16 protein-coding genes and 1 riboswitch are annotated in these 19,868 nt (G+C 69.6%); of the genes, 6 read left to right on the top strand and 10 right to left on the bottom strand.

The window, feature by feature from the left end; genetic code table 11:
• Positions 1–842 precede the first annotated feature (842 nt).
• Positions 843–2,039, top strand: a complete 1,197-nt coding sequence (locus tag ACFXI3_RS34600) for a multidrug effflux MFS transporter (protein WP_378405363.1) — start codon at positions 843–845, stop codon at positions 2,037–2,039.
• Here the strand turns inward: ACFXI3_RS34600 and ACFXI3_RS34595 are convergent.
• Positions 1,993–3,237 carry an NAD(P)/FAD-dependent oxidoreductase gene (locus ACFXI3_RS34595; RefSeq protein WP_378405328.1) on the bottom strand — a complete coding sequence of 415 codons (1,245 nt, stop codon included), beginning with the start codon at positions 3,235–3,237 and terminating at the stop codon, positions 1,993–1,995. The two genes, ACFXI3_RS34600 and ACFXI3_RS34595, sit on opposite strands and share 47 nt — an antisense overlap.
• Before the next feature lie 180 nt (positions 3,238–3,417).
• Between ACFXI3_RS34595 and ACFXI3_RS34590 the strand changes: the two genes are divergently transcribed.
• Positions 3,418–3,654, top strand: coding sequence for a hypothetical protein (locus ACFXI3_RS34590; RefSeq protein WP_037810157.1), 237 nt, complete (start codon positions 3,418–3,420; stop codon positions 3,652–3,654).
• 64 nt (positions 3,655–3,718) lie between these two features.
• On the top strand, positions 3,719–5,689 hold the full coding sequence (locus ACFXI3_RS34585; protein WP_378405326.1) for an SDR family oxidoreductase: 1,971 nt from the start codon (positions 3,719–3,721) through the stop codon (positions 5,687–5,689).
• A gap of 46 nt (positions 5,690–5,735) precedes the next feature.
• On the opposite strand, the gene ACFXI3_RS34580 is transcribed toward ACFXI3_RS34585, so the two are convergent.
• Positions 5,736–7,064 carry a PLP-dependent aminotransferase family protein gene (locus ACFXI3_RS34580; RefSeq protein WP_378405324.1) on the bottom strand — a complete coding sequence of 443 codons (1,329 nt, stop codon included), beginning with the start codon at positions 7,062–7,064 and terminating at the stop codon, positions 5,736–5,738.
• 116 nt (positions 7,065–7,180) lie between these two features.
• Between ACFXI3_RS34580 and ACFXI3_RS34575 the strand changes: the two genes are divergently transcribed.
• The gene (locus ACFXI3_RS34575) at positions 7,181–7,990 is read left to right on the top strand and encodes an ABC transporter ATP-binding protein (protein WP_344285902.1); all 810 of its coding nucleotides are present in this window, start codon (positions 7,181–7,183) and stop codon (positions 7,988–7,990) included.
• Between the two features lie 8 nt (positions 7,991–7,998).
• Here the strand turns inward: ACFXI3_RS34575 and ACFXI3_RS34570 are convergent, their stop codons facing one another.
• Both ACFXI3_RS34570 and ACFXI3_RS34565 read right to left on the bottom strand, forming a co-directional pair.
• Positions 7,999–9,822, bottom strand: a complete 1,824-nt coding sequence (locus ACFXI3_RS34570; RefSeq protein ID WP_378405321.1) for a transglycosylase domain-containing protein — start codon at positions 9,820–9,822, stop codon at positions 7,999–8,001.
• Positions 9,823–9,874: 52 nt separating this feature from the next.
• A complete protein-coding gene (locus tag ACFXI3_RS34565; RefSeq protein WP_344285897.1) occupies positions 9,875–10,597 on the bottom strand; it encodes a GntR family transcriptional regulator in 723 nt (240 codons plus the stop codon).
• Between the two features lie 71 nt (positions 10,598–10,668).
• On the opposite strand from ACFXI3_RS34565, the gene ACFXI3_RS34560 reads away from it, so the two are divergent.
• Positions 10,669–11,256 carry an ArsR/SmtB family transcription factor gene (locus tag ACFXI3_RS34560; protein ID WP_378405319.1) on the top strand — a complete coding sequence of 196 codons (588 nt, stop codon included), beginning with the start codon at positions 10,669–10,671 and terminating at the stop codon, positions 11,254–11,256.
• Positions 11,256–11,432 (top strand): hypothetical protein, encoded by a 177-nt coding sequence (locus tag ACFXI3_RS34555; RefSeq protein ID WP_344285893.1) that lies wholly within the window; start codon positions 11,256–11,258, stop codon positions 11,430–11,432. The genes ACFXI3_RS34560 and ACFXI3_RS34555 overlap by 1 nt, the downstream gene beginning before the upstream one ends.
• Positions 11,433–11,463: 31 nt before the next feature.
• Here the strand turns inward: ACFXI3_RS34555 and ACFXI3_RS34550 are convergent, their stop codons facing one another.
• The 6 genes from ACFXI3_RS34550 to gcvP form a co-directional block, all read right to left on the bottom strand.
• A complete protein-coding gene (locus ACFXI3_RS34550; RefSeq protein WP_344285891.1) occupies positions 11,464–12,837 on the bottom strand; it encodes an L-serine ammonia-lyase in 1,374 nt (457 codons plus the stop codon).
• A gap of 16 nt (positions 12,838–12,853) precedes the next feature.
• Positions 12,854–13,858: a lipoyl synthase gene (lipA, locus tag ACFXI3_RS34545; protein WP_378405316.1), complete on the bottom strand. Its 1,005-nt coding sequence runs from the start codon at positions 13,856–13,858 to the stop codon at positions 12,854–12,856.
• A complete protein-coding gene (gene glyA / locus ACFXI3_RS34540) occupies positions 13,855–15,132 on the bottom strand; it encodes a serine hydroxymethyltransferase (RefSeq protein ID WP_344285885.1) in 1,278 nt (425 codons plus the stop codon). The genes lipA and glyA overlap by 4 nt, the downstream gene beginning before the upstream one ends.
• Positions 15,132–15,509 carry a glycine cleavage system protein GcvH gene (gcvH, locus tag ACFXI3_RS34535; RefSeq protein WP_067589411.1) on the bottom strand — a complete coding sequence of 126 codons (378 nt, stop codon included), beginning with the start codon at positions 15,507–15,509 and terminating at the stop codon, positions 15,132–15,134. Before gcvH ends, glyA begins: the two co-directional genes overlap by 1 nt.
• A gap of 14 nt (positions 15,510–15,523) precedes the next feature.
• The gene (gene gcvT, locus ACFXI3_RS34530; protein ID WP_378405314.1) at positions 15,524–16,612 is read right to left on the bottom strand and encodes a glycine cleavage system aminomethyltransferase GcvT; all 1,089 of its coding nucleotides are present in this window, start codon (positions 16,610–16,612) and stop codon (positions 15,524–15,526) included.
• 35 nt (positions 16,613–16,647) lie between these two features.
• Complete coding sequence (gene gcvP / locus ACFXI3_RS34525) at positions 16,648–19,539, bottom strand: aminomethyl-transferring glycine dehydrogenase (RefSeq protein WP_378405312.1); 2,892 nt, start codon at positions 19,537–19,539, stop codon at positions 16,648–16,650.
• Positions 19,523–19,622: riboswitch (glycine riboswitch) on the bottom strand. (Overlaps the previous gene by 17 nt.)
• Between the last annotated feature and the right edge of the window lie 246 nt (positions 19,623–19,868).

Below are 19,868 nucleotides of genomic sequence, written 5' to 3'. Positions count from 1 at the left end.
AGACCGGCAGCGAAAGCCCGCTCGGGCACGGAGACAGCCCCGACCCGGCGGGCGGGCGGGGCGTCGGCGATGAGAGCGGAGTGCGCGAGACCGGCGGCGAAAAGCCGCGCGGGCATCGAGACCGCCTCGACGCACCGGGTCGGCAGGGCATCGGCGACAAGGACGAGGCGCACGAGACCGGCGACGAGGCTCAGCGAGATCGCCGGGACAGTCCCGGCGCGGTTGGCGCCCCGGAGAACAGCGCGGACGACGAGTGGTGTGCCGCTGAGCGGGCAGTGCCGTTGCCGGACGGCGCGTGGCTGCCCGCGGCGAAGAGTTCCGCTGCGGATTATTCTGCGGCCAAACAGGCAGCTCTTGATCATTCCGCGGCGGATCACTCCGCAGCGGATCGCGCCACACCGGATCATTCCGCGGCTGAATACTCCGCCACGGAGTCTGCGGGCGCGGAGCCTTTCTCGGCTGATCGCTCCACCGCGGACCGCACCACGGCGGACCGCACCACGGCGGATCGCTCCGCGGCTGAATACTCCGCAGCCGAATACTCCGCCGCTGGTCCTTCCGGCGCGGAGCCTTCTACGGTTCGTCGCTCCACCGCGGATCATTCGACGCCCGATCACTCCGCGCCCGATCACTCCACAGCGGATCACTCTGCGCCCGATCACTCTGCGCCCGATCACCCTGCGCCCGAACACTCCACGCCCGATCACCCTGCGCCGGATCACTCCACCGCAAGCCGCACCACGCCGGAGCATTCCGCAGCCGATCACTCCACCGCGGCCCGGCCCAGCACGGAGCACGTCGAACACCCCGCCACCCTCCCCGAGCACCCCGGTCAAGGCAAGATCCGACGTCTCCTCATCCTCGGCGGCCTCTCCGCCTTCGGACCCCTCTCCATCGACATGTACCTCCCCGCCCTCCCCCGGATGGCGGGCGACTTCCAGGCCGCCGACACCACCGTCCAGTTGACGCTCACCGCGTTCGTCGTCGGGCTCGCGGTCGGGCAGATCATCGCCGGGCCGTTGTCGGATTCCTTCGGGCGGCGGCGGCCGTTGCTGGTCGGGCTCGGGTTGTACATCGCCGGGTCGGTCGCGGCGGCGGCGAGTCCGGGCGTGGAATTGCTGATCGCCGCGCGGAGCGTTCAGGCGCTCGGCGCGGCGGCGGGGATCGTGATCGCCCGCGCGGCCGTTCGCGATCTCTACACCGGCACCGCGATGACGAAGTTCTTCTCGCTGCTCCTGCTCGTCAACGGGCTCGCACCGATCCTGGCTCCGGTGCTCGGCGGGCAGTTGCTCACGTTCACGTCCTGGCGCGGCGTGTTCGTCGTCCTCACCGGGTTCGGGGCGCTGCTGCTCACCGCGGTCGCGTTCGCGCTGCCGGAGCCGTTGCCGGTCGAGCGTCGGCATCCGGCGCGGCTGGGCGGGGTGCTTCGTACGTACGGACGGCTCCTCACCGACCGCACGTTTCTCGGCTACGCGCTCACCGCGGGGCTGAACTTCGCCGCGTTGTTCGCGTACATCTCGGGTTCGTCGTTCGCGCTGCAGGACGTTTACCGCCTGAGCCCGCAGGAGTACAGCGTTGTGTTCGGGCTCAACGGTGTCGGCATCGTGCTCGCCGGGCAGCTCAACGGGTGGCTAGTCGGACGGCTCCCGGAGCGGACGCTGCTACGCGCGGGGCTGACCGTGTCGACGATTTCCGGCCTAATCACCCTCGCGGCAGCCGTCCTGCGGCTCCCGTTGCCAGCGTTGCTGATTCCGTTGCTGCTCATGGTGTCCTGTATCGGAATCATCAGTCCGAACGCCAGCTCGCTCGCCCTCGCCGGGCACGCGCGCACGGCGGGTTCGGCGTCCGCGCTGCTGGGCGTGCTGCAGTTCGCGATCGGCGGGATCGCGACGCCGCTGGTCGGGCTCGGCGGTTCCGGCACGGCGGTGCCGATGACTGCCACGATGGCCGGTTTCGGGGTGCTCGCCTTGCTGTCGTTCGCGACGCTGACGGTCAGCCCAAGTCGGCGAGATTCCCGCTCCGCAGCTGGTCGTCGGTGACCGCGATGCGTTCGTCGACCAGCTTCTGCAGCGCGTCCCCGTCGTCCCATTGGTTCACGTTCATCGCGGCCGAAACCTCGCCGCCCGGCGTCACCCAGAACGCGGTGAAGTCGTAAGCCTCGAGGTCGCCGCGCACGACGACGCGGTCCCGGTCCAAGACGGGCAGGCCGCGGTACTCGCAGCCGATCGCGGGGCCGCCGCGGTCCGGGTCGTATTGGTCGGAGAAGAAGTACGGGCTGTTCAAGTACGGCTCGTTCGCGCCAAAGAGGTTCGCCGCCACATGCTCGCCCTGCGTACGCGCTGTCGCCCAGTGCTCGACGCGTACGCGGCGGCCGTAGCGCGGATGGAACTCCGAAGCGATGTCGCCGATCGCGTAGACGTCAGGTGCCGCTGTACGCAGGCCCGCATCGACGTCGACGCCGCCGTCGTCTGCCAGCTCCAGTCCGGCAGCGTGCGCCAGCTCGACGCGAGGGGCGGCACCGACCGCGATAAGCACAACGTCGGCGTACAGCTCTTCGCCGCTCGACAGCCGGACGCCGGTCGCTGCCGTGTCACCGGTGATCCCTGCGACGCCTTCGCCGAGACGCCACTGCACGCCGTGTTCTTCGTGCAGGCGGTAGAACGCCCGAGCCACTTCGTCGCCGAGGACATTGGCGAGCGGCAGCTTCTCCGGAGCGACCACAGTCACCTCGGCACCGTGCGTACGCGCGGCAGCGGCGGCTTCGGTGCCGATCCAGCCCGCTCCGACGATCAGTACTCGCTTCGCTGCTTCGAAGGCCGCGCGCAGCCTCAGTGCGTCATCGAGAGTGCGAAGCGTGTAGAGGCCCGGCAGGTCGCCTCCGGGCATCTTCAACGTCCGCGGGCGCGAGCCGGTCGCTAGGACCAGACGGTCGTAGCGGTGTTCGTCGCCAGCGTCGTCTAGGACCAGACGTGCGCCCAGTTCGACTCGGGTCGCGGTGGTGCCGGAGAGCAGCCGGATGTCGTGCTCGTCCCAGTAACCCTCGTCGCGCACCCAGTCTGGTTCGTCGGCGTTGCCGAGCAGGACGGCTTTCGACAGCGGCGGCAGCTCGTACGGCCGGTGCGTGTCCGCTCCGAGCAGCAGGACGTCGCCGTCGAAACCGCGTTCTCGGACTGTCGCGGCCGCGGTGGCCCCGGCCAGTCCGGATCCGACGACGACGATCTTCCGAGGTTCCGACATCCGTCCTCCTGAGTGCCCGCGGCGTGCGGTGGCCGACGCTACTCCGGTATCCGGCCGGTCACACCCCGTGGAAAACCGGCCAGTAGGCAATTCGGGTGAACCGGCGTAAGCCGCCCCCGAGGGCCCGGTCACACCCCCGCACGAAGGACACGGGTGCTACGTGATCGGAGGGCGAGGGTCGTGACAGCGCGGGACGACAGTGCGGTGCGGAACGAGTGGACGGTCGGCTGCCGGGACCTGGCGGGCAGGCGCCGGGACGTGACGGTGTTCGTGAGCAGCGACGACAAGGTCGTGCTGGTCGCGCCGCCGGGAGAGGCGGCGGTGCTGGGGCCGCTGGAGGTCGGGCGGCTGCGCGCGGCCCTGCGCGACGCCGTGGTGGCCACCGCGACGTCGGCGCGACGCACCGGAACCGACTGACAACTACCGTTCCTACTCGTGAGTAGGTAGAGTCGGCACCCGCAGACCCCGAAAGGTGCCGGCCATGACCACCTACTTCGTCACGGGCGCGACGGGCTTCCTCGGGAAGCGCCTGGTCGCCCGGTTGCTCGCGCGGCGGGAAACGACCGCCGTCCACGTGCTCGTCCGCAACACCTCGCGCGACCGCCTCGCCGAGATAGCGCGGGACTGGCCGCATGCCGACCGCCTGGTCCCCGCCGTCGGCGACCTCACCGAACCGCTGCTCGGCCTCGACCCGGCCGGCTACGACGGGGCCGGCGGGATCGATCACGTCGTCCACCTCGGCGCGATCTACGACTTCACCGCCGACGACGCGGCCAACCGGGCCGCGAACGTCGAGGGCACCCGGAACCTGATCGCCTTCGCTGCGGCCGCCGGAGCGGGACTGCTGCACCACGTTTCGTCCATCGCCGTCGCGGGCGATCACGCCGGCCGCTTCACCGAAGCCGACTTCGACCTCGGCCAGTCCTTCAGTTCTCCGTACCACGCCACGAAGTTCGAGGCCGAGAAGCTGGTCCGCGAACAGTCCGACGTGCCGTTCCGCGTCTACCGGCCCTCGGCGGTCGTCGGCGATTCGCGCACCGGCGAGATGGACAAGATCGACGGTCCGTACTACTTCCTGCCCGCCATCTCGCGTCTCGCTGCGCTGCCGAAGCAGCTTCCGCTCGTCGCGCCCGACTTCGGGGCTACCAACCTCGTCCCGGTCGACTATGTCGTCGCCGCGATGGAAAGCCTCATGCACCGCGAAGCGCCTTCAGGCAGTACGTATCACCTCGCTTCGCCGCGACCGCAGAAGCTGCACAAGGTCTACAACGCCTTCGCCCGTGTCGCCGGAGCGCCGCGCGTACGCAGGACTGTGCCGTCTGGTCTGCTTCGCACAACAGCGTCCCGCCTCGCGACCGCTGTGGACCGCCTGCCGACTGGACGTGCGACGCGCGCAGCAGTGTTGACCGAGCTGGGAATTCCGCTCGAAGTACTCCCCCACCTGAACATGGAGGTGGAGTTCGACACCGCGCGCACTACTTCGGAGCTGTACGGCAGCGGTGTCCACCTTCCCGAGCTTCGCGACTACGCCGAACCGCTGTACCGGTACTGGCGCGCGCACCTCGACCCAGACCACGCTCGCCGTCCAGGGCTCGAAGGACGCGTTGTCCTCATTACCGGAGCTTCGTCCGGCATCGGCCGTGCTTCAGCGCTTGCTGTCGCGCGTCGCGGGGCGAAGGTGCTTCTCGTCGCGCGGCGCGTCGAAGAACTCGAAGACGTGCGTAGCGAAATCACCGCGGCTGGCGGCGAAGCATCGACGTACCCATGCGACCTCACCGACGGCGACGCGGTTGACGGTCTCGTGAAGGCCGTCCTCGCCGACCACGGCGCGGTCGACGTCTTGGTGAACAACGCCGGACGGTCCATCCGACGCTCGGTGCAACTGTCGACGGAGCGGTTCCACGACTACGAACGCACCATGGCCATCAACTACTTCGGCCCGGTGCGGCTGATCCTCGGCCTGCTGCCGTCGATGACCGAACGCCGGTTCGGCCACGTCGTGAACGTCACCACGCAGGGCCTGCAGACCGACACCCCGCGCTTTTCCGCTTACCTGGCTTCAAAAGCGGCGCTCGAGGAGTTCAGCCTGACCGCCGGCCGCGAGACGCTCTCCGACGGCGTGACGTTCTCGTCGGTCCGGATGCCGTTGGTGCGCACAGACATGATCGCGCCGACCGGGTCGTACCGCGGGCTGCCCGCGAGTTCGCCGGAACGCGCCGCGGCGCTGGTGGTGAAGGCGATCGAGCGGCGGCCGCAGATCCTGAGCCTGCCCGAGGGCCGGGCCGCGGAACTGGCCTCGCTGGCGACGCCGGACCTCGCGCGGTTCGCGGCGCATCTCGTGTACCGGGTGATGCCGGAATCCGCGCCAGAAGCCAAAAAACGGCCACGGCAGCCTGCTCCGGCGGCAGTGGCGGGGACGCTGACGCGGCTGGTGTGGCGCAGGAAGGCCTAGCAACCTTGTGAGTGGCAATGCCAGTTCTAACCGGCATTGCCACTCCCTACTCCACCAACGCGTCCTCCGGCACCCCCCTCGCCAGCGACGCCAGCACCTCCAACGCACTCCCCAGCGTCTCCTCCGCAGGCGCGGACACCGCGATCCGCACCGCGTTCGGCGCGTGCCCCGGCACCACCGAAAACGCCGCCGCCGGGGACAACGCGATCCCCCGGCGCGCGGCGGCGGCCACGAAAGTCTCGGCCCGCCACTGCTCCGGCAGCACCCACCACCGGTGGTAAGCCGCGGCGTCGCCGTACACCTGGAAGCCCGCCAGCGTGTGGGCGACGATCCTCGCCCGTGCCCCGGCGTCCGCGCGCTTCGCCGCTTCGACCTCCGCCAGCACGCCGCCGGTGATCCACCGTCGCGCCGCTTCCACGGAGAATCGCGACGCCGCCCAGCCGCCGGACCGGATCGCGCTCGCCAGCCGCGCGACCCACGCCGGCGGCACCACGAGGAAGCCGGCGGTGAGCCCGGGCGCGACGCGTTTCGACAGGCTGTCCACGAAAACCGTCCGCTCCGGCATCAGCGCGGCGAGAGGTTCGGTGTCCGGGCGGAGGAAGGTGTAGATGCCGTCCTCGATCACCGGCAGGTCCAGCCCGCGGACGGTCGCGGCCAGTTCGGCGCGGCGCTGCGGCGGCATCGTGGTGCCGAGCGGATTGTGCAGGGTCGGCTGGACGTACAGCGCCCGCACCGGAGCGCTCGCCGCGAGTGCGGCCGGGACCAGGCCGTGCGCGTCGGTTTCGATCGGCACCAGTTCGATGCCGAGCCGGGTCGCCGCGGCCTTGACCACCGGGTACGTCAGGGATTCGACCGCCAGCCGCTCGCCGGTCGGCACGAACGCGGCGAGTGCGGCCGCGATGCCCTGCCGTCCGTTGCCCGCGACCAGCACCTGGTCCGGATCCGGCTTCCAGGCGCCGCGGGCGAGCATCGTGACGGCCGCCTCGCGGACCGCTTTGGTGGCGGCTGCGCCGAGCGGATGCAGGGCGTCGGTGAAGACGTCCGCGCGCAGCACGGGTTCGAGCGCTTGGGCGAGTTTGGCCGATTGGCTTGGCAGCACAGCGAAATTGAGCTCGAGGTCCACCCGCGCTTCGCCGGGTTCGGACAGCGCCGGTTCCGGTCCGGGCTTCGCCGCGCGCACGAAAGTGCCCCGGCCGACCTCGCCGATCGCCAGACCGCGCCGGACGAGTTCGCCGTACACGCGGGCCGCGGTGGAGCCGGCGATGCCGCGGTCTCGCGCGAAGCGGCGCTGCGGCGGCAGCCGGTCGCCGGGGCGCAGCCGGCCGGCTTCGATGTCGGCGGCGAGTTCGTCCGCGACGACGCGGTAGTCGTCCATCCCACCCTCGCTCTGCCGGGATTCTCCCGGACGCATCATGGCACCGGCCGGTCACGTACGGCTAATGCGACCCACGGAACTCCCCGAACGGGGGTCACTAGGTTAGCCTTACCTGTGTGGCATGGACGAGCGAAGACACCCGACTGCACGCCGAGGACCTGACCCTGGCCTACGACGGCCGCACGGTCGCCGAACGGCTCGGCGTGGTCATCCCGGACAAGTCGTTCACGGTCATCGTCGGCCCCAACGCCTGTGGCAAGACGACCCTGCTGCGCGCGCTCGCCCGCATGCTGAAGCCGCGCGCGGGCTCGGTCTACCTCGACGGCGAGGTGATCACCAGCTACGGCGCGAAGGAGGTCGCGCGCCGGCTCGGGCTGCTGCCGCAAAGCTCCATCGCGCCGGACGGGATCACCGTGGCCGACCTTGTCGCGCGCGGCCGGTACCCGCACCAGAAACTGCTGCGCCAATGGTCCCGTGACGATGCGACGGTGGTCGCCGATTCGATGCGCGCGACCGGCGTCGACGACCTCGCCGAGCGGATGGTGGACGAGTTGTCCGGCGGGCAGCGCCAGCGCGTCTGGATGGCGATGGCGCTCGCCCAGCAGACCGATCTGCTGCTGCTCGACGAGCCGACGACGTACCTGGACATCGCGCACCAGCTCGACATCCTCGACCTCTGCGCGACGCTGCACAGCGAGCAGGGCCGCACGCTGGTCGCGGTGCTGCACGATCTCAACCACGCGGCCCGGTACGCGACGCACCTGATCGCGATGCGCGACGGGAAGGTGCTGGCCACCGGGACGCCGGAGGAGGTCGTGACGGCGGAGAACGTCGAGCGGATTTTCGAGCTGCCGTGCCGGGTGATGGAATGCCCGGAGAGCGGGAGCCCGATGGTGATTCCGAAGGTCAGCCGCCGGGCCGCCTGATCTCGGCTTCAGCGGCGGGCCATGAACGACCGCCATACCTCCGCCGGGATCGACGAACCCGTCACCTTCTTGCCCTCCGCGTCGAGCAGCTTGCGGTCGTCGTCGGAGCCGAGCCACACCGCCGTCGCCAGCTGCGGCGTGTAGCCGACCGCCCAGGCGTCCTGGTTGTCCCGCGAATTGCCGCGCTCGAACTCGCCCGTGCGCAAGGCCGCCGCGCGACCGTCCGGCAGCGTTGTCCGCAACGCCGACGTCACGCCCTGTGCCACCTCCGCCGGCACCGCCGAAACCGGCTGGTTTTCGTGCTGCCACACGACTTTCCCGGAGCGGTCGAGCACCTTGTCCACGAGGTGCGCCGCCGCGTGCATCCCGTTGGCGGCGTAGGTCGCGTACGCACCGGCCACGTCGAGCGGCCGCATCGGATACCGGCCGACGACGATGCCCGAGCCGATCGTGGCTCCGTCCTGTTCGCGCATGGTCGGCGTGCCGTCCACCTCGTCCGGAATCCCCGCCGAACGCGCCGCCGCGCTCACCTCGTCGACGCCGATCTTCTTGGACACCGTGATGAACGGCGTGTCCGCGCCTGAGGCCAACGCGCTGCGCAGGGTGCAGGGTTGCGGGCACTTCGGCGGATAGTCGAACTTCTCGCCGAGATACTGGATCTCCTTGGGAGCAGCCACTTTCTCTTCCAGCGACATGCCGTTCTTCAAGCCGGCCGCCGCGGTGAACGGGTAGAACGCGGAGCCGAGCGCGTGCCCGGTCGCCGCATAATCCCGGACGCCGCTGTTGCCGCCGTCGTACGCGCGCACCGCGCCGTTCGTCGGATCGACCGCCACCAAAGCGCCGCGGAACTCCGCCGGTTCGCCCTTCAACCGGTCGCCCAGCGCGGCGTGCGCGGCGTTCTGCAGCCCTGGGTCGAGCGTGGTTTGGACGGTCAGATTTCCCTGCTGCAACCGGGAAATCGAGAAACCGGCCGTCTCCAATTCCGCGAGCACTCGCTGTTTGAGATGGTACTGGTCGTAATTCAGGCTCACTCGCGTTTCCGCGGGCGGCTTGATCTCCGCGCCCGGATAGGCCATCCCGTCGGCGTTCTTCACGTACCCGCGTTCGACCAGCTTGTCGCGGACGTAGCGCCAGCGTTTCGCCGCGTGCTCGTCGCCGGAGACCGCCGGATCGTGCACCGACGGCGACTGGATCATCCCGGCCAGGAAGGCGGCCTCGCTCCAGGTGATGCTGTTGTCGAGCGGGCGGCCGAAGAACGCGTTCATCGCCGCCGCCGGGCCGAACGTGTTGCGGCCGAAGGAAATGATGTTGACGTAGCTCTCGAAGATCTGTTCTTTGCTCTGCTGCTGGGTGATTTTCGTGGCGAGCACGAGTTCCTGCATTTTCCGCGACAGCGTCGAATCCTCGTCGCCGGTCGATTTCTTGATGTACTGCTGGGTGATCCCGGACCCGCCGCCGACGCCGGTCAGGAACGCGCGGCCGATGCCGGTCGGGTCGAAGCCGGAGTTGGCCCAGAAGGTCGGATCCTCGGTGGCGACGATGGCGTCGCGCAGCTTCTGCGGGATCTGGTCGAACGGCACGTACCGCCGGTCGCCACCCGGGGGAACGATGCGCAGCAACTCGCTGCCGTCGGAGTACTTCAGCGTGACGGTTTTGCCGAGCGAGGCGAGGACGTCCTGCGGGCTGCGGACGTCCAGCAGCAGGTAGGCGATCCAGAACGCGATCAGCGGCACGCCGACCGCGAACCCGGTCAGGTAGTAGGCACCCTTGCGGATGCGGCGCCACTGGCGCCGGACACCAGTGGATTGGTCACTCTCCGGGGCTGACTCCACGAATGAAGGACGACTGAACCGGTGACAAGGTTCTGCCGGTTCCGTGAATTGATCACGAGAGGAACGCGCGCAGCAACGACGCGGTGCCCTCGATGTGCTCCGCCATCGCCTGCCGCGCGGCCACCGGATCTCCGGCGAGGATCGCGTCGACGATCGCCTCGTGCTGCGCGTTCGAGTGCTCCAGATTGGGTTCGAGGAGCGGAATCCGGTCGAGCAGCTGGTTGACCCGCGTGCGCGCGTCGGCGACCGTGCTGGTGAGCGACGCGGACGCGGTGACCTCGGCGATCGCCAGGTGCAGCCGCGAATCCTTGCGCCGGTAATCGGCGAGACCGGCCGCCGACGCCTCCGCGAGCGTGCCAGTGAGATGCTGCCGATCAGCCGGGCTCAACGTCCGCGCCGCGGCCGCCTCCGCCGCACCGGTCTCCAGCACATGCCGCAGGCAGAGCGCGTCCTCCAGCCCCGCCGCGTCCACCTCGCCGACCGCGCGTTCCGCCGGGTCCGGCAGTTTCTCGTTCACGAACGTGCCGCCGTACCGCCCGCGCCGCGACTCGACGTACCCCGCATCGGCCAGCGCGCGAATCGCTTCCCGCAAGGTCACCCGGCTCACGCCGAGCCGCTCGGCCAGCTCGCGTTCGGAGGGCAACCGGTCCCCCGCGCCGACCACGCCGAGCCGGATCGCCTGCAACAGCCGCTCGACGGTCTCCTCGAAGGCGTTCCCGGCACGCACCGGCCGGAACAGGGCCGCGTTCGCGCTCACCACCGAGGTCGACTCCACCTGTCCGATTCTATGCTGCCCGATTGCAGAGAACTCTTTGCAAAGTTTCCTCTGCGGTCTAGGGTGGGGACATGCCCGACGAACGCCGTGCCCGCCAGATCGACGCCCGCACCCTGCGTGCGCTGGCGCATCCGCTGCGGATGGAACTGCTGGACCTGCTCACCGTCGACGGCCCGGCCACCGCGACCGGGCTCGGCAAACGCGTCGGAGAAAGCTCCGGCACCACGTCGTGGCACCTGCGCCAGCTCGCGGACGCCGGACTGGTCGCGGAAGACACCAGCCGCGGCTCGAAGCGCGAACGCTGGTGGAAGGCGGCGCAGGAATCGACCCGGATGCGCGCGGCCGATTTCGTCGACGACCCGCAGATGGCCGGACCGCTGATGGCTTTCCTGCACCAGCACGTGGACATCCGCTACCGCGAGCAGGCGCGGTTCGTCTCGGAACTGCCGCGCTGGGCGGACGAATGGCAGGACAGCTCGACGCTGAGCAGCACCCGGATGCCGCTCACGCCGGGCGAATCCCAGCGGCTGATCGAAGAAATAGAAGCGGTGATCGAACGCTACCGCCGTCCGGCCCGTCCGGGCGACGAAACGGTGATCGCGCAGTGGGCGGCGTTCCCGCACGCGACCGTCACATCCGAAGACCAGGGGGAATCCTGATGCACCCGTTCCTGACCGAATTCGCCGCCGACCGCCACGACGACTTGCTCGCGGCCGCCGTCCGCTTTCCCGCGCTCAGAGCGCCCGCCCGGCAACGGCTCGGCTGGTGGCTCATGGAACTGGGACTGCGCCTCGCCACTCCGAAACGCCGTGAAGGGCTCCTTGAAGGAATGTGATTCCCTCAAGGAGCCCTTCACGGAACGAAAATCAGCACTCGATGACGTTCACGGCGAGCCCGCCGCGCGCGGTCTCCTTGTACTTCACCGACATGTCCGCGCCGGTCTCGCGCATGGTCTTGATCGCCTTGTCCAGCGTCACCACATGGCTGCCGTCGCCGCGCATCGCCATCCGCGCGGCGTGAATAGCCTTGGACGCACCCACGGCATTCCGCTCGATGCACGGAATCTGCACCAGCCCGCCCACCGGATCGCAGGTGAGCCCGAGATGATGCTCGACCCCGATCTCAGCGGCGTTCTCCACCTGCGCCGGCGACCCGCCCAGCACCTCGGTCAGCCCGGCGGCCGCCATCGCCGAAGCCGACCCGACCTCGCCCTGGCATCCGACTTCAGCACCGGAAATAGACCCGGTCTGCTTGAGAATCGACCCGATAGCCCCAGCGGTGAGCAGGAAGGTGACGATGCCGTCGTCCGAAGAACCGCGCACAAACCGCTGGTAGTAGTGCAAAACCGCCGGAATGATCCCCGCCGCACCGTTGGTGGGAGCAGTGACCACACGGCCGCCCGCGGCGTTTTCTTCGTTGACCGCCAGTGCGTAAAGACTGACCCAGTCCATCGCGTACAACGGATCATCAGCGCCGTCTTCAGCAAGCAGCTTGTCATGCAACGACTTGGCCCGCCGGGGCACTTTCAGCCCGCCAGGCAGCACGCCCTCGTGCGTGTACCCGTTCCGCACGCACTCGACCATCACCTGCCAGATTTCCAGCAGACCGGCCCGAACCTCCTCGCGACTGCGCCAGGAAAGCTCGTTCTGCAGCATGATCTCGCTGACGGGCAACCCGCTGTCCGCGCAATGCTTCAGCAAATCCGCCCCAGTGCGGAACGGATAAGGCACCGGCGTGGAATCCTCGACGAAAACCGTGTCGGTCTCGTACGACTCGTCCCGCACGAAGCCGCCGCCCACGGAGTAATACGTCCGTTCCCGCACCAAAGAACCGTCCGCGGCGAACGCCCGGAAGACCATCCCGTTCGGATGCGCGGGCAGCGACTTCCGCCGGTGCATCGTCAGGTCAGTGTCCTCGACGAACGCCACCGGGTGCGTCCCGCCGACAGCCAGCCGCCCGGAATCCCGGATCGCCGCCACCTTCGCGGGCACCGTGTCGGTGTCGATCGCCTCCGGCAGTTCCCCGGACAGCCCGAGCAGCACCGCCTTGTCGCTGCCGTGCCCGAAACCGGTCGCGCCGAGCGAGCCGAACAACTCGGCCTGCACCCGCGCGACCGTCTCCAGCACGCCGTCCTCGACCAGACCGTCCACAAAGGTCTTGGCCGCCCGCATCGGGCCGACCGTGTGCGAACTCGACGGCCCGATGCCGATCGAAAACAGGTCGAAGACGCTGATCGCCATTGATCCGCCCCTTCTCTTAGTTCCTCGCCAGCACGCTGCTGGCTTCTTGCGCCGCCGGTCCCTCGGCGGTCAGGTGAGCGAGGTTCTCCGGCAATTCCTCGCCCCGATGGGCCTTGGTCTGCGCGTACAACCGGCCCGCGCGATACGACGACCGCACCAGCGGCCCCGCCATCACACCAGGGAACCCAATAGCCTCAGCGGTTTTCGCGTGCTCCACGAACTCTTCCGGCTTGACCCAGCGGTCCACCGGATGGTGCCGGGGCGAGGGGCGCAGGTATTGGGTGATCGTGATGATCTCGCAGCCCGCGTCGAAGAGCTCCTGCAACGCGACGCTGACCTCGTCCGGAGTCTCGCCCATCCCGAGAATCAGGTTCGACTTCGTCACCAAACCCGCCGCACGAGCCTGCGTGATCACGTCCAGCGACCGCGCGTAGCGGAACCCGGGACGAATCCGCTTGAAGATCCGCGGCACCGTCTCCACGTTGTGCGCCAACACTTCCGGACGCGACCCGAACACCTCAGCCAGCTGATCCGGCTCCGCGTTGAAGTCCGGAATCAGCAACTCAACTCCGGTGCCCGGGTTCAACGCGTGAATCTGACGCACGGTCTCCGCGTACAGCCAGGCACCGCCGTCGGCGAGGTCGTCGCGGGCGACACCGGTGATCGTCGAGTACCGCAAACCCATGGCCTGCACCGATTCGGCGACCTTCCGCGGCTCGGTACGGTCCAGCGCAGCAGGCTTGCCCGTGTCGATCTGGCAGAAATCACAGCGCCTAGTGCACTGGTCACCACCGATCAAGAAGGTGGCCTCCCGGTCTTCCCAGCATTCGTAAATGTTGGGACAGCCAGCCTCTTCACAAACCGTGTGCAGACCCTCGCGCTTCACCAAGCCCTTCAGCTCAGTGAACTCCGGACCCATCCGCACCCGGGTCTTGATCCACGACGGCTTCTTCTCGATCGGCGTCTCGCTGTTGCGCACCTCAAGCCGCAACAACTTCCGCCCCTCGGGCTGCGCGCTCATCGGCTCAGGTCCGCGTACAGCGGGTGCTTCTTGGCCAGCAGCTCCACGCGACCCCGCAGCGCCTGCTGCGCGGCCTCGTCGAAGTCCGGCTTCAGCGTCTCCGCGATGATGTCGGCGACCTCGGTGAAGTCGTCGGCGCCGAAACCGCGGGTGGCCAGCGCCGGGGTGCCGATCCGCAGCCCCGACGTCACCATCGGCGGACGCGGGTCGAACGGCACCGCGTTGCGGTTGACGGTGATCCCGACCGAGTGCAGCCGGTCCTCCGCCTCCTGGCCGTTGAGCTGGGAGTTCACCAGGTCGACGAGCACCAGGTGCACGTCCGTGCCGCCGGTGAGGACGCGAACGCCCGCCTCGGCGCAGTCGGTGCGCGACAGCCGGTCGGCGAGGATCTTCGAGCCTTCCAGGGTGCGCTCCTGGCGCTCGCGGAACGCGTCGGTCGCGGCGATCTTCAGCGCCACGGCCTTGGCCGCGATCACGTGCTCCAGCGGACCGCCCTGCTGACCGGGGAACACCGCCGAGTTGATCTTCTTCGCCAGCTCCTGGCGCGAGAGGATCAGGCCGCCGCGCGGACCGCCGAGGGTCTTGTGCGTGGTGGTCGTGACGATGTCCGCGTGCGGCACCGGCGACGGGTGCAGTCCGGCGGCCACGAGGCCGGCGAAGTGCGCCATGTCGACCATCAGCTTGGCGTCGACCAGGTCGGCGATCCGGCGGAACTCGGCGAAGTCGAGCTGGCGCGGGTAGGCCGACCAGCCGGCGACGATCAGCTTCGGCTTGTGCTCGACCGCCAGCCGCTCGATCTCGGCGACGTCGACGATCCCGGTCTCCTTGTCGACGTGGTAGGCGACCACGTTGTACAGCTTGCCGGAGAAGTTGATCTTCATCCCGTGCGTCAGGTGGCCGCCGTGCGCGAGGTCGAGGCCGAGGATGGTGTCGCCCGGCTTCAGCACCGCGAACATCGCCGCCGCGTTGGCCTGCGCGCCCGAGTGCGGCTGCACGTTCGCGTGCTCCGCGCCGAAGAGCGCCTTGGCCCGGTCGATCGCTAGCTGCTCGACGACGTCGACGTGCTCGCAGCCGCCGTAGTAGCGGCGGCCCGGGTAGCCCTCGGCGTACTTGTTGGTCAGCACCGAACCCTGCGCCTCGAGCACGCCGACCGGCGCGAAGTTCTCCGAGGCGATCATCTCGAGCGTCGACTGCTGGCGGTCCAGCTCCGCGGCCACCGCGGCGGCGACCTCGGGGTCGACCTCGGACAGGCGGGCGTCGAACGAGGCGGTCATCAGTTCTCCTGGGTCAGCTCGGCGTACGCGGACGCGTCGAGCAGCTCCGGGACGTCGCCCGAGAGCCGCACCTGCAGCAGCCATCCTTCGGTGTAGGGGTCGGAGTTGATGACCTCGGGGGTGTCCGATGTGGCCTCGTTCACCGCCACCACCTCGCCGCTGACCGGCGAGTACAGCTCGCTGACCGATTTCGTCGACTCGACCTCGCCGAACACTTCGCCCGCGGTGACGGTGTCGCCGACGCCGGGCAGCTGCACGAACACGATGTCGCCGAGCGAGCCCGCCGCGAACGCGGTGATGCCCACCGTCGCGACGCCGTCGGAGACCGACAGCCACTCGTGTTCCTTCGTGTAGGACAGGTTCTGGGGGATGCTCACGGTTCTGGGGCCTCTCAGGCTCGGGAGTAGAAGGGCAGGGCGACGACCTCGACCGGCTCGACGCGGCCCCGGATGTCGACGGACAGCGCGGTGCCGGGCTCGGCGTGCTCCCGGTCTACATACGCCATGGCGATCGGGTAGCCCAGCGTCGGCGACAGCGCGCCGCTGGTGATCTCCCCGATAGTGGCATCCCCGGACAGCACGGCGTACCCGTGCCGCGGGGCGCGGCGGCCGGTGCCGCGCAGGCCGACCCGCACCCGCGGGACGTCGGCCTTCTTCAGCTCCTCCAGGGCCGCGCGGCCCACGAAGTCGCCCGGCTTCTCGAACTTCACGACCCGCCCGAGTCCGGCGGCGAACGGGTTCAGCTCGCGGCTGAGTTCGTTGCCGTACAACGGCATTCCGGCTTCCAGGCGCAGCGTGTCGCGGCACGCGAGTCCACACGGGACCAGGCCGTGCTCCTGACCGGCCTCGGTCAGCAGCGCCCACAAGGCCGGAGCCTCGGCCGCGGGCACGAACAGCTCGAAGCCGTCCTCGCCGGTGTAACCGGTGCGGGCCAGCAGGACCTCGTGGCCCTTCACGACGGCGGGCACGCTCGCGTAGTACTTCAGCGAAGCGAGGTCCGCGTCGGTCACCGCGGCGAGCACGTCGACCGCCTTCGGACCCTGCACCGCGATCAGCGCGGTGTCCGCGGACCGGTTCTCCACCACCGCGTCGAACCCGGCGACGCGCTCGGCCAGCGCGTCCGCGACCACGGCGGCGTTGCCCGCGTTGGCCACGACCAGGTACTCCTCGTCGGCGAGCCGGTAGACGACCAGGTCGTCCAGCACGCCGCCGTCGGCGTCGCAGATCATCGTGTAGCGGGCGCGGCCCGGCTTCACCCCGGTCAGGTTGCCGACCAGCACGTAGTCGAGCACGTCGGCGGCCTGCGCGCCGCGGACGTGGATCTCGGCCATGTGCGACAGGTCGAACAGCCCGGCCGCCTCGCGCACGGCCTTGTGCTCGGCCAGTTCGCTGGCGTAGCGCACCGGCATCGACCAGCCGGCGAAATCGGTGAACAGCGCGCCGAGGTCCTGGTGGACCTGGTGCAGGGGGGTTTCCGTCACAGGAAGCCTTTCGTTGTCGCGAGCGGAGGACACGCTCACGCGTCGTACGCGTCGAGGGGCGGGCAGGAGCAGACGAGGTTGCGGTCGCCGCGCGCGCCGTCGATCCGCCGCACCGGCGGCCAGTACTTGGTCTTGCGCGCCACGCCGACCGGGTACGCCGCCAGCTCGCGGTCGTAGTCCGCGGTCCACTCGCCGATGACCGACGAAGCGGTGTGCGGCGCGCCGCGCAGCGGGCTCGTCTCGGCGGTCCAGCGACCGGCCGCGACCTCGTCGATCTCGTGCCGGATGGCGATCATCGCCTCGCAGAACCGGTCGATCTCGGCGAGGTCCTCGCTCTCGGTCGGCTCGACCATGAGCGTGCCCGCGACCGGGAAGGACATGGTCGGCGCGTGGAAGCCGTAGTCGATGAGCCGCTTCGCGACGTCGTCCACGGTCACGCCGGTTTCCTTGGTGATGCCGCGCAGGTCGAGGATGCACTCGTGCGCGACCAGGCCGTCCTGGCCGGTGTAGAGCACCGGGTAGTGCGGCGCGAGCCGGGCGGCGATGTAGTTGGCCGCGAGCACCGCGACCTTGGTGGCCTCGGTGAGCCCGGGAGCGCCCATCATCCGGACGTAGGCCCAGGAGATCGGCAGGATCGACGCCGAGCCGTAGGGCGCGCCGCTGATCGGGCCGACGCCGGTGTCCGGTCCGGCCTGCGCGAGCAGCGGGTGGTTCGGCAGGTACGGCGCGAGGTGTTCGCGCGCCGCGACCGGGCCGACGCCGGGACCGCCGCCGCCGTGCGGGATGCAGAACGTCTTGTGCAGGTTCAGGTGCGAGACGTCGCCGCCGAACTCGCCCGGCTTCGCCAGGCCCAGCAGGGCGTTGAGGTTCGCGCCGTCGACGTACACCTGGCCGCCGCCGTCGTGCACGATCTTGGCGAGCCGCTCGATGCCGTGCTCGTAGACGCCGTGCGTGGACGGGTAGGTGACCATGATCGCGGCGAGGTCGGCGCTGTGGCTGTCCACTTTGGACTGCAGGTCTTCCAGGTCGACGTTGCCCTCGTCGGTGCACTTGACCACGACCACGCGCATCCCGGCGAGCACCGCGGACGCGGCGTTGGTGCCGTGCGCGGACGACGGGATCAGGCAGACGTCGCGCTCGGGCTGGCCGTTCGCCTGGTGGTAGGCGCGGATGGCCAGCAGCCCGGCGAGCTCGCCCTGGCTGCCCGCGTTCGGCTGCAGCGACACCTGGTCGTAGCCGGTGACCTCGGCCAGCCAGCCGGACAGCTGGCGGACCAGCTCGTGGTAGCCCTCGGCGTCCTCGGCAGGCGCGAACGGGTGGATGCCCGCGAACTCGCGCCAGCTGATCGGCTCCATTTCGGTGGTGGCGTTGAGCTTCATCGTGCACGAGCCGAGCGGGATCATGCCGCGGTCGAGCGCGAAGTCCTGGTCGGCGAGACGGCGGAGGTAGCGCAGCATCGACGTCTCGGACCGGTGCGAGCTGAACACCTCGTGCGTCAGGTAGCCGCTCTCGCGGGCGAGGCCGTTCGGGAGCGCCTGCGCGGCTTCCCACCCACCGTCGACGCCGAAGGCGCGAAGCACCTTCGCGAGCGTGTCGGGACGCGTGACCTCGTCGGAGGCGATGCGGACGTGGTCGGCGTCGATGTGACCGAGGTTGATCCCCGCCTCGCGCGCAGCCGCGTGCACTTCAGCGGCACGGCCAGGCACCTTCGCGACGACAGTGTCGAAGAAGGCCTCGTGAGCGACTTCGACGCCACCGGCGCGCAGCGCGTTCGCGAGACCGGCAGCGAGTTCGTGAACCCGCGTCGCGATCGCCTTCAGACCCTCGGGACCGTGGTAGACCGCGTACATCGCGGCGAGCACGGCGGGCAGCACCTGCGCGGTACAGATGTTGGAGGTCGCCTTCTCGCGACGGATGTGCTGCTCGCGCGTCTGCAGCGCGAGGCGGTACGCAGTGTTCCCGTCCGCGTCCACGGACACGCCCACGAGACGGCCGGGCAGGGACCGCTCCAGGCCGGCGCGCACCGCCATGTACCCGGCGTGCGGACCGCCGTAGCCCAGCGGCACGCCGAAGCGCTGCGTAGAACCGACGGCGACGTCCGCGCCGAACTCGCCGGGCGCGGCGATCAAGGTGAGCGCGAGCAGGTCGGCAGCGACCGTGTACAGCGCGCCCGCGGCCTTCGCCGCTTCGGAAACCGCGTGGTAGAAACCGCGTCCGCGCAGCACGCCGGACGCGCCGGGGTACTGCACGACAACGCCGAAGAACTCCTCGGGCAGACCGGTGAGCAGGTCGCGCACCTGCACATCGATGCCGAGACCGGCGGCGCGCGTCCGCACGACCTCGACGGTCTGCGGAAGGCATTCGGAGTCGAGAACGACCACATTGGACTTCGACTTCGACGCGCGGCGCATCAGCGTCATCGCCTCGGCGACGGCGGTGGACTCGTCGAGCATCGAGGCGTTGGCGATCGCCAGCCCGGTCAGGTCGGACACCGCGGTCTGGAAGTTCAGCAGCGCTTCGAGCCGGCCCTGCGAGATCTCCGGCTGGTACGGCGTGTACGCGGTGTACCAGGCCGGGTTCTCGAGCACGTTGCGGCGGATCACGCCGGGGGTGACGGTGTCGGAGTACCCGAGGCCGATCATCTGCGTCATCGGCCGGTTGCGCGCGGCAAGCACGCGCAGCTCGGCGGTGGCCTCTTCCTCGGACGCCGGCTCCGGCAGCGCCAGGTCGCCCGCGGTGCGGATGGCGGTCGGCACCGCCGCTTCCACGAGGGCGTCCAGGCTTCCGTAACCGCATTCGGCGAGCATCTTCGCCCGCTCGGCCTCGCCGGGACCGATGTGGCGGGTGTCGAAGGGGGTGGAGGTGATGGGAGCTCCTCGGGACGGGCACCGGGCGCGGCGGTGCACTGGGAACTCCCCCTCTGTCATGGGCACCTGAGAGTTTCACCGCGCTCGACGCGGCTTTCACCTTGGGTGAGGCGCGGGTGCGCCTGCTTTCCAGAGTGGCCTCGCCAAAAGCGGTAGCGGTTACCTGAGAGATTCCGGGGAGTTTGCTCCTTCGGTGTCCCACTGCTCGCATGGGACTCTCCCGCTCCGGCTCGAACGGCCCTGTGTTCAGTTGTGGGTGCTGCCGGTGGAACGCACCCTACCTGGTGGTTCGCCCGCCAGTCTACCGCGCCAGGCCTACGCCACACCCCCTTGCCAAAGGTCCGTGAAGGGCTCCTTGAGGGAATCAGATTCCCTCAAGGAGCCCTTCA

It is taken from the genome of Amycolatopsis sp. NPDC059235 (assembly GCF_042754125.1).
GTDB lineage: Bacteria > Actinomycetota > Actinomycetes > Mycobacteriales > Pseudonocardiaceae > Amycolatopsis > Amycolatopsis albidoflava.
Note: the sequence above shows the minus strand (reverse complement) of the source record. Positions and strands in the feature narration are given on the sequence as shown.

Coding starts and splice junctions, on each gene's coding strand:
- ACFXI3_RS34555 (WP_344285893.1), top strand. CDS start 11,256: ATGCACCCGTTCCTGACCGAATTCGCCGCCGACCGCCACGACGACTTG.
- glyA (WP_344285885.1), bottom strand. CDS start 15,132: ATGACCGCCTCGTTCGACGCCCGCCTGTCCGAGGTCGACCCCGAGGTC.
- lipA (WP_378405316.1), bottom strand. CDS start 13,858: ATGAGCGCGCAGCCCGAGGGGCGGAAGTTGTTGCGGCTTGAGGTGCGC.
- ACFXI3_RS34560 (WP_378405319.1), top strand. CDS start 10,669: ATGCCCGACGAACGCCGTGCCCGCCAGATCGACGCCCGCACCCTGCGT.
- gcvP (WP_378405312.1), bottom strand. CDS start 19,539: ATGACAGAGGGGGAGTTCCCAGTGCACCGCCGCGCCCGGTGCCCGTCC.
- ACFXI3_RS34595 (WP_378405328.1), bottom strand. CDS start 3,237: ATGTCGGAACCTCGGAAGATCGTCGTCGTCGGATCCGGACTGGCCGGG.
- ACFXI3_RS34580 (WP_378405324.1), bottom strand. CDS start 7,064: ATGGACGACTACCGCGTCGTCGCGGACGAACTCGCCGCCGACATCGAA.
- ACFXI3_RS34585 (WP_378405326.1), top strand. CDS start 3,719: ATGACCACCTACTTCGTCACGGGCGCGACGGGCTTCCTCGGGAAGCGC.
- ACFXI3_RS34550 (WP_344285891.1), bottom strand. CDS start 12,837: ATGGCGATCAGCGTCTTCGACCTGTTTTCGATCGGCATCGGGCCGTCG.